The organism is Luteitalea pratensis (assembly GCF_001618865.1).
In the GTDB taxonomy this organism is placed as follows: domain Bacteria; phylum Acidobacteriota; class Vicinamibacteria; order Vicinamibacterales; family Vicinamibacteraceae; genus Luteitalea; species Luteitalea pratensis.
The window spans coordinates 5,220,707-5,233,482 of the sequence record NZ_CP015136.1 but is presented as its reverse complement, the minus strand read 5'-3'; the positions used below and the strand labels follow the sequence as shown (position 1 = coordinate 5,233,482).

At 68.6% G+C, this 12,776-nt stretch carries 11 protein-coding genes; 4 read left to right on the top strand and 7 right to left on the bottom strand.

The window, feature by feature from the left end; translation table 11 throughout:
* Positions 1–193 precede the first annotated feature (193 nt).
* From LuPra_RS21930 to LuPra_RS21920, 3 genes are read left to right on the top strand one after another with little or no spacing between them, the layout of a single operon-like run.
* The gene (locus LuPra_RS21930) at positions 194–1,357 is read left to right on the top strand and encodes a Gfo/Idh/MocA family protein (protein WP_234800503.1); all 1,164 of its coding nucleotides are present in this window, start codon (positions 194–196) and stop codon (positions 1,355–1,357) included.
* Positions 1,358–1,383: 26 nt separating this feature from the next.
* Positions 1,384–2,769: a Gfo/Idh/MocA family protein gene (locus LuPra_RS21925; RefSeq protein WP_110172725.1), complete on the top strand. Its 1,386-nt coding sequence runs from the start codon at positions 1,384–1,386 to the stop codon at positions 2,767–2,769.
* A gap of 34 nt (positions 2,770–2,803) precedes the next feature.
* Positions 2,804–3,850, top strand: a complete 1,047-nt coding sequence (locus LuPra_RS21920) for a Gfo/Idh/MocA family protein (RefSeq protein WP_234800502.1) — start codon at positions 2,804–2,806, stop codon at positions 3,848–3,850.
* An 87-nt stretch (positions 3,851–3,937) separates the two neighbouring features.
* Here LuPra_RS21920 and LuPra_RS21915 read toward each other — a convergent pair whose 3' ends face one another.
* Positions 3,938–4,933 carry a serine/threonine-protein kinase gene (locus tag LuPra_RS21915; protein WP_110172724.1) on the bottom strand — a complete coding sequence of 332 codons (996 nt, stop codon included), beginning with the start codon at positions 4,931–4,933 and terminating at the stop codon, positions 3,938–3,940.
* A 342-nt stretch (positions 4,934–5,275) separates the two neighbouring features.
* Here LuPra_RS21915 and LuPra_RS21910 point away from each other — a divergent pair, with 342 nt between their 5' ends.
* Complete coding sequence (locus tag LuPra_RS21910) at positions 5,276–6,025, top strand: RsmE family RNA methyltransferase (protein ID WP_157899527.1); 750 nt, start codon at positions 5,276–5,278, stop codon at positions 6,023–6,025.
* On the opposite strand, the gene LuPra_RS21905 is transcribed toward LuPra_RS21910, so the two are convergent.
* From LuPra_RS21905 to LuPra_RS21880, 6 genes are all read right to left on the bottom strand, one after another.
* Positions 5,986–6,858: a 50S ribosomal protein L11 methyltransferase gene (locus LuPra_RS21905; RefSeq protein WP_110172722.1), complete on the bottom strand. Its 873-nt coding sequence runs from the start codon at positions 6,856–6,858 to the stop codon at positions 5,986–5,988. The two genes, LuPra_RS21910 and LuPra_RS21905, sit on opposite strands and share 40 nt — an antisense overlap.
* Before the next feature lie 2 nt (positions 6,859–6,860).
* Entirely contained in the window at positions 6,861–8,009 is a 1,149-nt protein-coding gene (dnaJ, locus tag LuPra_RS21900; RefSeq protein WP_110172721.1) for a molecular chaperone DnaJ, read from the bottom strand.
* Complete coding sequence (grpE, locus tag LuPra_RS21895; protein WP_110172720.1) at positions 8,002–8,526, bottom strand: nucleotide exchange factor GrpE; 525 nt, start codon at positions 8,524–8,526, stop codon at positions 8,002–8,004. The genes dnaJ and grpE overlap by 8 nt, the downstream gene beginning before the upstream one ends.
* Positions 8,523–9,617, bottom strand: coding sequence for a heat-inducible transcriptional repressor HrcA (hrcA, locus tag LuPra_RS21890; protein ID WP_157899526.1), 1,095 nt, complete (start codon positions 9,615–9,617; stop codon positions 8,523–8,525). Before hrcA ends, grpE begins: the two co-directional genes overlap by 4 nt.
* Before the next feature lie 232 nt (positions 9,618–9,849).
* Positions 9,850–11,169, bottom strand: coding sequence for an amidohydrolase family protein (locus tag LuPra_RS21885; protein ID WP_110172718.1), 1,320 nt, complete (start codon positions 11,167–11,169; stop codon positions 9,850–9,852).
* A 260-nt stretch (positions 11,170–11,429) separates the two neighbouring features.
* Positions 11,430–12,617, bottom strand: a complete 1,188-nt coding sequence (locus LuPra_RS21880) for an aminotransferase class V-fold PLP-dependent enzyme (RefSeq protein ID WP_110172717.1) — start codon at positions 12,615–12,617, stop codon at positions 11,430–11,432.
* Positions 12,618–12,776 lie beyond the last annotated feature (159 nt).

Here is a 12,776-nt window from a genome sequence, read left to right as displayed (position 1 = left end):
GCCGCCTGACGGGAACCCCGGCAGGCCGCTCCGGCTCCGCAGGAAACACTTGACTTCGAGTCGTCGTCGGCCAAATCGTGTGCGCACGGCACGCCGTTGTGCGGCACGGCCTCCGGGCCGTTTCCGGTGAGGCGGCCGGCTGTCCTGCAGGCGAGACGCCGGTGGGGGCGGCATCGTCGGCCGAGAGGACCCCGTGAATCGACGCTCGTTCATCAGTAGCCTCGGCACTTCCAGCGCGGCCCTCGCGGCGTGGCCGATGCCCGCTTTCGACCCGGCCCGCGCCGGGCGCGCCATCCGGACCGAGATCGCGGCGGGCCGGCAGCCGCAGCCGAAGATGTCGGCGCGACCGCCGGTCGCCTTTGCCGCGATCGGGCTCAACCACAGCCACATCTACAGCCAGATCGAGACGATGCTGGGCAACGGCGCGACGCTGACCGCGGTGTACGCCAAGGAACCGGAACTCGTCGCGGCGTTCACGAAACGGTACCCGCAGGCCCGGGTTGCCCGCACCGAGCAGGAGATCCTCGACGACAAGGCCATCCAGCTGGTGGTCAGCGCGGGAATCCCGAACGAGCGCGCGCCGCTCGGCATCAGGGTCATGCAGGCCGGCAAGGACTTCATGGTCGACAAGCCGGGTGTGACGACGCTGGCGCACCTGGCCGAGGCCCGCCGCGTGCAGGCACAGACGAAGCGGATCTATTCGATCCTCTACGGCGGTCGCCTCGAGAGCCCGGCGACGCAGCGGGCAGTCGAACTCGTGCACGCCGGAGCCATCGGGCAGGTGTTGCACACGATGGGCAGCGGGCCGCACAAGATCGGCGCCGACCGGCCCGACTGGTTCTGGAAGCGCGAACAGTTCGGCGGCGTCCTCGGCGACCTCGGCACGCACCAGGTCGACTACTTCCTGGCTTTTACGAAGGCGACGCGCGGTGCCGTCGTCGCCGCCCGGAGCGGCAACCTGCATCACCCCGACAAGCCAGACTTCGAGGACTTCGGCGACGCCATGCTGCAGGCCGAGACGGCCGCCGGCTACTTCCGTGTCGACTGGTTCACGCCCGGCGGCGTGGCCACGTTCGGCGACTCGCGCCTCACGGTGATGGGCACCGACGGCTACCTCGAGGTGCGTCCCAACGTCGATCTCGCCGGCCGCCCAGGCGGCAGCCACCTGTTCCTCGTGGACCAGAAGGAGACGCGATACATCGAGGCGAAGGACACGCCGCTGCCATATGGCCCGCGACTCCTCGATGACATCGTCAACCGCACGGAGACGGCGATGCCGCAGGCGTACACGTTCCTCGTGGCGCAACTGGTGCTCGAGGCGCAGGCGCAGGCACGTCCGCCAGTGCTGTCCAAGTGAGGCCCACGATCACGCGAGGTTCCGTCATGTCCACGACTCGTTCCGTGTCCCGTCGCTCCTTCCTGGCCTCCACCGGCAAGGGCGCGGCCGTCGCCTCCCTGATCGGGACCGCCCCGGCGATCGTGCCGGCCACGGTCTTCGGCAAGACGTCGCCGGGCAACCGCATCAACGTCGCGGCAATCGGCACGGGCCGGATCTCGCGCGACCACGACATGCCGGACACGCTCCTGCTCGACTTGGCCCGCATCATGGCCGTGTGCGACCTGGATCGACGACGGCTCGAGGACGGCAAGCGCTTCGTGAACGACTTCTACGCGAAGCAGTCCGGTCGCGCGTACGACGGCGTGACCATGTACGACGACTATCGCGAGCTGCTGGCGAACCGCGACATCGACGCGGTGCTGATCAGCACGCCCGACCATTGGCATGCGCCGCTGGCGATCGCCGCCGTCGAGGCCGGCAAGGACGTCTACCTGCAGAAGCCCGCCTCACTCACGATCGCGGAGGGACGGGCCTTGTCGTACGCCGTGCAGCGCACCGGCCGCGTGTTGCAACTCGGGAGCCAGAACCGGTCATTGCCGCAGCATCGATACGCCTGCGAACTGGTGCGCAACGGCCGCATCGGGCAACTGAAGACGATCGAGGTCGGGCTGGCGGCCGACCCGGGCGGCGAGGATGAAGCGGCAATGCCCGTCCCGCCGCACTTCAACTACGACATGTGGCTCGGCTCGACGCCGCAGGTGGCCTACACCGAGAAGCGGGTGCACCCGCAGGTGGGCTACGAGCGACCCGGGTGGCTGCGGTGTGAGCAGTTCGGCGCCGGGATGATCACAGGCTGGGGCGCCCATCACATCGACACGGCGCACTGGGGCATGGACGCCGAGCACACGGGCCCGATCGAAATCTGGGGCAAGGCGGAGTTCCCGAAGGGTGGCATCTGGGACGTCCACGGCGCCTTTCGGACCGAGGCCCGCTATGCCGACGGCGTCCAGATGATCGTGAGCGACAGCATCACGAACGGGGTGAAGTTCATCGGCACCGAGGGTTGGATCTTCGTCAACCGGGTGAGCGGGCTGAGCGGGAGCGCGCCGGACGCCTACGTCGGCAACCCGAAGGCGCTCGATGCGAGCGACCGGAAGATCCTGACGTCCATCATCGGTCCTGACGAGATTCATCTCATCGACAGCAAGGACCATCACGGCAACTGGCTGGAGGCGATTCGGTCCCGCGCGCTCCCGCTGGCGCCCGTCGAGGTCGGGCACCGGTCGTGCTCGGCGTGCCTGCTGCACCACATGGCGATGCGTGCCGGCCGCACGCTCAAATGGGATCCCGCGCGCGAGCGCTTCCACAACGACGACGAGGCCAACAGCTGGCTCACGCGCCCGCAGCGGCATCCATACATCATCACCTAGCCTGCAGGCTGCAGGCTGCAGCCTACCTGAGTCCATGAAAACACGACGCGCACTGATGGGTGGGCTCCTGCTCGGGATGCTCGCCACGACCTCCACCCTCGTTGCCGGGGAGCCAGGGGCCGGCACGCAAGCCGCGCCGGCCAAGGTCCTGCGCATCGGCCTGATCGGGCTCGACACGTCGCACGTCACGGCGTTCACCGCCCTGCTCAATGATCCGGCCAATCCGGATCACATTCCGGGTGCGCGGGTCGTCGCGGCGTTCAAGGGCGGAAGCCGGGACGTCGAGGCCAGCGCGACCCGCATCGACAAGTTCACCGCCGAACTCCGCGATAAATGGAAGATCGAGATCGTCGACTCGATCGAGGCGCTGCTGCCCAAGGTCGACGTGGTGATGATCGAGAGCGTCGATGCTCGCGTGCACCTGGCCCAGGCGAAGTTGGTCATCGCCGCGAAGAAGCCGTTGTTCATCGACAAGCCGATGGCCGCGAGCACGAAGGACGCGGCCGAAATCGTTCGCCTCGCGAAGGCGGCCGGCGTGCCGCTGTTCAGCGCCTCGTCTCGCCGCTATGTCGAGGACGTGCTCATGCTGCAGGCCGACCCGAAGGTCGGGGCGGTGATGGGCGCGGCCACGTACGGCCCGGCGACGCTCGAACCGCACCATCCGGACCTGTTCTGGTACGCCGTGCACGCCGTCGAGACCCTGTACCAGTTGATGGGGCCCGGGTGCGTTTCGGTGAGCCGCACGCACACCAAGGGGACCGACGTGGTGGTCGGCACGTGGGCGGACGGGCGTGTAGGTGTCGTGCGCGGCGTGCGCAGCGGCAAGTACAGCACGTACGGGCAGACCGTCTTCGGCGCCAACGCCGTCGTCAGCGCGACGTCCGAGATGCCGTTGCCCGACGGCCTGAAGCGCCGTGAAGGCTACTACGGCCTGCTGAAGCGCACGATCGAGTTCTTCCAGACGGGCAAGGCGCCGGCGTCACCCGAGGAGACCCTCGAGTCGCTGGCCTTCATGGAAGCCGCCGACTTGAGCAAGGCGCGCAACGGCGCCGCCGTGAAGCTCTCAGAAGTACTTCATTAATGCGGCAATGCGGCAATGCGGCAATGTCGAAGGCCTGGCGTTAGCCCGCGAATGCCCTCGACATTCCCAGCATTCCGGCCTGCGGCATTACTGGTTCTCACCACAAAATGGGCACTTGGTCGCGAGGTTGTGCAGGGGACGACGGCAATGCCAGCAGTTGCGGGCGGCCTCGCGGTCCTGGTACTTGACCGCGCGGGGCAGGGGCGGGGCGTTCGAGCGGGCGGCGCGGCTGGCGTCGTCCAGGCCGAGATCGGCGATGGCGCGAGGTCCGGGCGTGCCGAGGATGACCGACTTGGCCGCGAGCAGATCGTCGAGCAGGTCCGACGCGCGGGTGTAGCGGTCGGTAATCTGTGGCGCCAGCGCCTTCATGACGATGTCGTTCAACCGGCGCGGAATCGCCGGATTGCGTGACCGGGGTGGCGTCACCAGTTCGCCCGTGAGCAACTTGTGCAACGCCGACGGCGGCGGTGGTTCGTAGGGAAGTTCGCCCGTGAGCATCTGGTACATCGTGATCCCCACCGAGTAGAGATCCGACGCGAACACGGCCTTGCCCTGGAACTGCTCGGGCGCCATGAATGCCGGGCTGCCAATCACCGTTGTGCCGTGGGCCGCGATCTCCAGGAAGCGCGACGTGCCGAAGTCGGCCACCTTGAGCATCCCGTTCTCCGACACGAGCACGTTGGCCGGCCGCAGATCCCGATGGATCACGCCCTGTTTGTGCGCATGGTCCACGGCGTTGCCGATCTGCACCGTGTAGTCCAGCGCGCGCGGCAGGTCGAGCGCGCCTTCGCGCTCGAGGACGCTCTCCAGCGTCTCGCCGGCCACGTACTCCATGACGATGAAGAAGATGTCGTCCTGCTTGTCGGCCGTGGTGATGGCGACGATGTTCGGGTGGTTGACGCTGGCGAGCAGGCGCGGTTCGCGGAGCAGTTCGGAGAAGTCGAGACCTTGGCGATGGGGGACCTTGATCGCCACCTGCTTGTCCAGCCACGTGTCGCGCGCCAGGTAGACGGTGCCAAACCCGCCGCTTCCCAGTGGAGACAGGATGCGATACTTGCCGAGGGTCTGGCCCTTGAAGAGCATGCCGGAGGGTGAGTATATCCGCCTTCGCCGCGGCGCGGCTTCGGCGCGACAGGTCCGCTTCGCCGCGGCGCGGCTTCGGCGCGACAGGTCCGCCTTGTGGGGAATCAGTAATGCCGCAATGCTGGAATGCTGCAATGTCGAAGGCTTGCCTTGGTGCTACCGATGCCCTCGACATTTCGGCCACCGATGCTCCCGACATGTCGGCTACCGATGTTCTCGGGATGGCGGCTACCCCTGTTCTCGACATTTCGGCCTTCCAGCATTTCGGCATTCTCTGTCCGGGCCTCCCCCAGCCCGCTGGGACAGCGGACTGCTACCTGCACCAGATCGAGTGAACGTGTCGTGCCACCCCGCTTCCACGCCCCTGATCTGAACATCGCCGCGGCCGATGTGGTGCTGCCCGAGGGCGAGAGCGCGCACCTGTGCCGCGTGCTGCGGTTGCATGAGGGCGATGACGTCGAAGTCTTCGACGGCCGAGGGGCCCTGCATGCCGGCGTGGTACGTACCGCGTCCCCGCGCGCGAGCGTCGTCACCGTTGGTGCTGCACGGGCCGCGGCGCCCGAACCGCCCGCGCCGATCATCGTGGCCCAGGCACTGCTGAAGGGGGACGCGATGGACGCAGTCATCCGCGACGCCACCGTGCTCGGCGCCGTCGACATCTGGCCCATGACGACCAGTCGCACCAACGTTCCGGCGCGCGCTGCCGACGCGGCGCACGAGCGCTGGCTGCGGGTGGCCGTCGCGGCCGCCAAGCAGTGCGGGCGTGCGGTGATCCCGCGAATCGCTCCGGTTCGCTCCCTCGCCGGCGTACTTGGCGACACGGCAGCATCCGGGGCCACGCGGTTGTGGCTCACGGAGCCGGCGGCGTCGGCGGGAGACAGCGCCGACGTGCCCGTGCCCGCCCGGGCCGTGTGCCTTGCCATCGGCCCCGAAGGCGGCTGGACCGCTGAAGAAATGGCGGCGGCAAGCGACGCCGGGTGGGAGCCGTGGACGCTGGCGCCCGTGACGTTGCGCGCCGAGCAGATGACGGTGGCTGCGTTGTCGGTGGTGCGCTACGCCTGGGACGTGGCGGCGCGCCGCCGCAACACGTAAGCAACCCAGAACTCTTCTTCGTGTGTCGCCTCGACGTCGCAGGCGTCGAACGCGTCGCGGACCCAGCGGGCTTCGTCCTCGGTGAAGCCGCTGAGCACGGCGCGGCCGCCTGGCACCAGCAGCGCCTGCACGCGCCCGCCCTGCTGGCGGAGCAGGGCACCGGTGAGGTTGGCGCAGACGACGTCTGATGCCAGGAGGGCCCGGTCGTCCAGGCCACGCAATTCCATGCGGACGGCGGCCCCCGCCTCGAGCCCGTTGCGGCGCAGCGTGTCCTCGGCCGACTCGATCGCATCGGGGTCGTTGTCGATGCCGAGTGCCTCGGCGGCGCCCAGGCGTACGGCGGCGACGGCCAGCACGCCGGAACCGGTGCCGATGTCCAGCACGCGTGCGCCACGCAGATCGAGGTCCTGCAGCGCCCGCAGGCAGAGCCTCGTCGTCTGGTGGTGTCCGGTCCCGAATCCTGTCGAAGGTTCGACTTCGATGACCAGCAGGTCCGCCGCCGCGTCTGGAGCGGGCACATCCCAGGGTGGGGCGACGACGATGCGGCCGACGCGGATCGCCGGCAGGTTGGCCTGCGACCGCGCGGCCCAGCCTTCGTCGGCGACGTCCTCGGTGGAGAGCGTGGCCTGCGACGGCCAGCCACGCGAGGCGAGCAGGTCGACGGCGGCGTCGCGGTCGCTGGCCGCAGCGAAGAAGAGCGACACGATGTCGCCGTCTTCGTCCAGTGCGGACACGCCGCAGTCATCGACGTCGAGTAACAACCGCTCGTGCCATTCATCGTCGAGCGGCGTCGAGAAGACCAGCCGCAGGACCGGCCAGGTGCGGGCGCGCATGTCTAGCCGAACATGTCCTTGACGCGCTCGAAGAACGGCTTGTCCTCGCCCGAGCGGTCGTGGGACGCGGCGTCGCCGGTATCGGCCGGCAGCACCGTGCGCAGGGCCTCGAGCGCCTCGCGCAGTTCGCGCGATGGCTTCTTCGGTACCTGGACGCCGACAATCACGTGCAGGTCGCCGTGGCCACGGCCGGACACGTTGGGCAGGCCCTTGCCGCGCACCCGCAGGCTCGTACCCGGCTGTGTCCCCTCGGGAATGTCGAGGGCATGCGGACCGTCGAGTGTCGGCACGTTGATCGTGCCGCCGAGGGCCAGCGTCGTGAACTGGACCGGCACCTCGCAGTGCAGGTCATCGCCCTCGCGATGGAAGTACGGATGATCGGCGACGTGGAAGACAACGTACAGGTCGCCGTGCGGACCGCCGCCGGTGCCGTGTTCGCCTTCACCACTGAGGCGCATCCGCTGGCCCGTGGCGACACCCGCCGGAATCCGGACGGTAAGCTTGCGCTCACGGGTGACGCGACCAGCGCCGCGGCAGCTGCCGCAGGGCGAGGCGATGACGCGCCCAGTGCCGCGACACGAACCGCAGGGGCGCGCCACGGTGAAGAAGCCCTGCTGGTAGCGCAGCTGACCCGAGCCGCCGCACTGGCCGCATTGCTCGGGTGACGTGCCCGCGGCCGCGCCACTGCCCTTGCAGGTCTCGCACGTTTCCTCGCGCGGAATCTGCAACTGCATCTCGTGGCCCCTGGCGGCCTCTTCGAAGGAGATCTCGAGGTCGTAGCGCAGGTCGGCGCCGCGCCGCGGCCCGCCGCGCTTCCGACCACCGCCGCCGAAGATGTCGCCAAAACCGAAGACGTCGCCGATGCCGCCGAACAGATCGCCGAAGTCGGCAAAGGTGCTCGGATCGAACTGCGGTCCACCGGCGCCACCGACCCCGGCATGGCCGAAGCGGTCGTACGCCGCGCGCTTGTCCTTGTCGCCGAGCACGGCGAACGCCTCTGCGGCTTCCTTGAACTTGTCCTCGGCGGCGTGGTCACCCGGATTGCGGTCCGGGTGGTACTGCAGCGCGAGCTTGCGGTAGGCGCTCTTGAGGTCCTTCTCGGACACCGTCTTGTCGACGCCGAGCACCTCGTAGTAGTCCCGCTTAGCCACGCGTCGCCACCTTGACCATCGACGGCCGCAGCAGCCGCTCGCCGACGCGGTAGCCGCGCCGCATGTCCTCGATCACTTCGCCCTCGCGGTGCGCGTCGCTGACTTCCTGGCCCACGGCCTGGTGCACGTTGGGGTCGAAGTCGCTGCCGAGCGCATCGATCGGCGCCACCTGTCGGCGCTTCAGCAACTCGAGGAACTGCTTCTGGATCAACTCCAGCCCGAGGCGGTGGCTGGCAAGCGCCGGCTCCGGCGACGCCTGCACCGCCGTCAGCGCCCGCTCGACATCGTCGAGCACGGGCAGGAAGTCGGTCAGCAACTCGGCGGCGAAGTGCTCGCCGAGTTCCCTGCGTTCGCGTTCGACGCGCTTGCGATAATTGTCGAATTCGGCCTGCAACCGGAGCAGGCGGTCCTGTGCGTCGTCGCGCTCGCGACCGAGGATGTCCAGTTCGGACATCTCGGTCGCGGGCGCGTCGGCACTTGCGGCGTCTGCCGCCTGGTCCACGGGTGTGTCGTTCATGAAGGGTCTCCGCCTGGCTCGTCGCCGATCAGCACGCGCGTGACGGCGCGCGAGGCGCTGTCGACGGCGGCGATGGACCGGGAATACCGCATGCGGGTGGGCCCGATCACGCCGATCAGGCCCTGTCGTCCGCTGTCGGAATAGGTCGACGCGACCAGACTCAAGTTCTGAAGGCCGGGTTCGGTGTGCTCGGTGCCGATAACCACCGTGAGCCCGGGCCCTTCGAGGTATTCGCTGAGGATCTGCACGAGCCGGTGCTTCTCCTCCATCATCGCCAGCAGCGCGCGCAACGTCGCGAGCGGCACCTTCACGTCGTCGGTGGCCGCCGCCTCGAGCAACGAGGACGCACCGTACATGAAGAACTGCGTGCCTGACGCCACGTCGTCGAGCGTCTCGGACGCGAGACGCAGCGCCCGCGCCAGCAACCGATCGTACAGCGCCCGATCTTCCTGCAGGCGCTCGAGGATGCGCTCGCGCACCTCGGCGATGGGCAGGCCGGCGAACTCGGCATTCAGGTAGTTGGCCGCCTGCGTCAGCTCGGACGGCTGCACGGCGTCCAGCACTTCCACGACCTTGTGCGTCACCTGCCCAGACCCCGATACGACGACCACCAGTACCCGCCGTGAGTCGAGGGCAACCAGGTCCATGTGCTTCAGCGTCGCGTCCTGCCCGCCGGGCGCAATCGCGAAGCCCATGTGGTGCGATGCGCGCGACAACTCCTGGGAGACATTCTCGAGCAGTTCGCCCATGCCGCCAGCGCGACGGAGCCGGCCCTCGAGTTCGCTGACCGCGCGCGACGGGCGACGGCTGTGCAGAAGCAGGTTCACGTAGAAGCGGTATCCCTGGTCGGTCGGCACGCGTCCGGCCGAGGTGTGGGGCTGGCGGACGAGGCCGAGTTCCTCGAGCCGCGCCAGCACGCTCCGGACCGTCGCGGAGGACACGTCCAGGCCGCTTTCGCGGGCAAGCCACAGCGACGACACCGGTTCGCCGCGCTCGATGTACGCGCGTACCAGAGTCGCCAGCAGGCGCTGGAAGCGCTCCGGCACATCCGCCGGCAACGCGCTCGAGCGAGGGGGAATCGAGTTCGCCATTAGCAGTCGTCGGTAGAGAGTGCCAACTCGGTGATTATAGAGGCATTCCCGGCAATTGGCACCCGGACGGGAGGGAAGGCGGGTGCGCCCGGACCTGCCGGGCCCGTCGGACCAGTCCCGTCGGACCAGCAATGCCGGAATGCTGGAATGCCGAAATGTCGAGACCTCAGCGCTCGCAAGGTCCCTGCCTCTGTGGCCGCCGCGACCGCTTCGGCTGGTCTGCCGGTCCGGTTCAGAGGCCCGCCCGTGCACGGAGTCGCTGCGCCTGGTGCCGGGCGCCCACCGCGAGCGCGAGCGCATCGACGTCGCGATGCATGCCATCGCGGACGAGCACGTCGCCATCGACCATCGTTACCCGCACGTCGGTGCCACGGCACGCATATACGAGCGACGAGTAGGGATCCATCGACGGGGCGACATCCGGTCCCGAGACGTCGACCGCGATCAGGTCGGCGCGGAAACCCGGCGACACCTGTCCGATGACGGAATCGAGCCCGAGCGTGCGTGCTCCCGCGCGCGTCGCCATCCAGACGACCTCGCGTGCCGGGAGTGTACCGGGGCCGAGGCGGACTGCCTGCAGCGTGGCTGCGAGGCGCATCTCGTCGAACATGTCGAGCCGGTTGTTGCATGCCGCGCCATCTGCACCGAGCGACACCGTGATGCCGCGCGCGCGCATTTCGACGACAGGGGCGAGTCCAGAGCCGAGCTTGAGATTGCTGCCGGGGCAGTGCATTACCTTGACGTCGTGCTCCGCCATCAACGCCTGCTCCGCATCGTCCACCCACACGCAGTGCGCCGCGCACAGGCGCGACGTCGCCAGCCCGGTGTCGGCGAGGTAGGCGAGATTGCCCATGCCGGCGATCGCGCGAACGACGGCGATCTCGTCACGCTGTTCCGACGCATGCGTGTGCACGAGCAGCGTGTGTGCATCAGCGACAGCGGCCGTGGCCTCGAGGAGTTCGCGCGAACAGGACACCGCGAACCGCGGGGCGAGGGCGACGCGGATGCGGCCGCCGGCCGCGCCATCCCACGCGGCACGAAGGGCCAGGGCCTCGTCCATGGCGGGACGCACGGGCTGCTTCAGCCGTGACGGCGCCGCGTCGTCGCTGTCCATCAGGCACTTGCCGACGGTCGCGCGGAGGCCGCTCGCGGCGAGCGTCTCGAGCACGACCTCCGTGCCGTGGACGGTTTCCATCGTGAGTACGGACGTCGTCCCCGTACGCAACAGCTCATGGACAGCCAGCTGTGTGCTCACCCGCAACGACACATCGTCGTGCGCGGCCTCCATCGGCCAGACACGCTGACGCAGCCAGGCCAACAGCGCCAGATCGTCGGCGGCGCCGCGAAAGATCGTCTGGCAAAGATGCACATGCGTCTGCACGAAGCCAGGCAGAACGACGCAGCCGCTGACGTCGATCGCCGGCAGGCCCTCGGGCTCTGGTCCGCCGACCTGCACGATGACGCCGTCACGCACCACGACTGGTCCCTCGACCTGGTCGAGGGCATCGTTCATCGTGAGCACCGTCGCGCCTCGCAGGATGCAGCCAGGCATGCTTGGATTACATCATGAACGCCGAACGCCGAACGCCGAACGCCGAACGCCGAATGCTTAACGCTAGATGCTTGACGCTTGACGCTTGACGCTTGACGCGTGACGCCGAAGGCCCAAGGCCGAATGCCGAAGGCCCAAGCCGTGTAGGCGTCGACCTTGGTCGACGCGCGGCGTCAGCAACCGCCGGCCAGGGCACATGCGTAGCCGTCGACCTTCCGCCTTCGCCAGGGCTACGGCGGACAAAGTCCGGTCGACGGTTGTCAGCGCAGACGCGCGAGAATGGCCGCCGCCAGGCGGTCGATGTCGTCCATGTCGTTGTAGACCTGCGCCGAGATGCGGGCGCGCAGGCGGTCCCGGTACGCGTGGACGGGAACCTCGATGCCATCTTCGAACAGCAACGCGTCGCGCAGCCGCTGCGCGTCCTCGCGTGTCGATCCAAGGGTCGCTGGCAGCGTGACGGTGGCCATCGTGCCGATCATCGATGCCGGCGTGTCGAACGGCGTGTCCCAGCGTTGCGAGACGTGCTGTGCGGCTTGCCACGCGAGGTCATGCATGTAGTGCCGGACGGCCTCGAGGCCCCACTCGTGGAAGAGGTCGACGGCTGCCGGTGCCGCAAGATGCGACGACGGGTCACGCGTGCCTGGCAGGTCGAAGGTCGTCGTGAAGTCCTCGTCGAGGCCCCATGAAATGACCGCGGGCTGCAGCGACGCCTGTCGCTCGGGTGCGGCCCAGAGGATGCCACTGCTGCGCGGCACCCACATCCACTTGTGAAGATTGGCGACGTACCAGTCGACGCCGAGCTCCGCAATGCGGAACGGAATGGCGCCCGGCGCGTGTGCGCCGTCGGCCATCACCGCGACGCCCTTCGACCGCAACCGGGCGGAGATGTCGGCGAGGGGCAGCACGAGGGCGCTCTCGGCCGAGATGTGATCGACGATGGCGAGGCGCGTGCTGGGACCGACGGCATCGACGATGGCATCGGCGAACGTGCCCGGCGTCGGCGGCCACGGCATCGTGACCGTGCGCACCGTCGCGCCCTTCTCGCGCGCGGCGAACTGCGCTGCTTTCGTCACGCCGCCGTAGCCGAGATCGGTCACCAGGATCTCGTCGCCTGGTGCGAACGGAAACGATCGCAGCACCGCGTTGGCGCCGGTGGTGATGTTGTCGACGAACACGAGGTCGTCGCCGGCGGCGCCGAGAAACGCAGCGACCGCATGTGCGGCGACGCGCAGCCGCGGCGTCCCGGCGCGTGGCATTCCCACCGAGGTAGCCGGTGCCGTCAGCTCGCGCAGCAGGAAGCGGCTCGGCTGTCGTTCGATCTCGTCGCGGATGGCCTGCTGCACCGCGAGCACGCGCCGCGGTGTCACGCCGACGGTGCCGTGATTCAGGTAGGTGATCGACGGATCGAGCGGAAACTCGGCGAGCAGGCTGCGTCCAAACGCGGGCATGAAGGCAGCTTAACGCCTAACGCTTAACGCTTAACGCGGACCGTTCCCGCCGAACGCCGAACGCCGAACGTTGGACGCCGAACGCCGAACGTTGGACGGGACCGTCGACCTGAAGGTCGACGGCTACGTCGTCGGCGGAGCCGTCCACGTGCGTCGTGG

What these genes read in the sequence shown, in the direction of transcription:
- LuPra_RS21925 (WP_110172725.1), top strand. Translation starts at nt 1,384, where the DNA reads ATGTCCACGACTCGTTCCGTGTCCCGTCGCTCCTTCCTGGCCTCCACC.
- LuPra_RS21920 (WP_234800502.1), top strand. Translation starts at nt 2,804, where the DNA reads ATGAAAACACGACGCGCACTGATGGGTGGGCTCCTGCTCGGGATGCTC.
- LuPra_RS21915 (WP_110172724.1), bottom strand. Translation starts at nt 4,933, where the DNA reads ATGCTCTTCAAGGGCCAGACCCTCGGCAAGTATCGCATCCTGTCTCCA.
- LuPra_RS21905 (WP_110172722.1), bottom strand. Translation starts at nt 6,858, where the DNA reads ATGCGCGCCCGCACCTGGCCGGTCCTGCGGCTGGTCTTCTCGACGCCG.
- grpE (WP_110172720.1), bottom strand. Translation starts at nt 8,526, where the DNA reads ATGAACGACACACCCGTGGACCAGGCGGCAGACGCCGCAAGTGCCGAC.
- hrcA (WP_157899526.1), bottom strand. Translation starts at nt 9,617, where the DNA reads ATGGCGAACTCGATTCCCCCTCGCTCGAGCGCGTTGCCGGCGGATGTG.
- LuPra_RS21885 (WP_110172718.1), bottom strand. Translation starts at nt 11,169, where the DNA reads ATGCCTGGCTGCATCCTGCGAGGCGCGACGGTGCTCACGATGAACGAT.
- LuPra_RS21880 (WP_110172717.1), bottom strand. Translation starts at nt 12,617, where the DNA reads ATGCCCGCGTTTGGACGCAGCCTGCTCGCCGAGTTTCCGCTCGATCCG.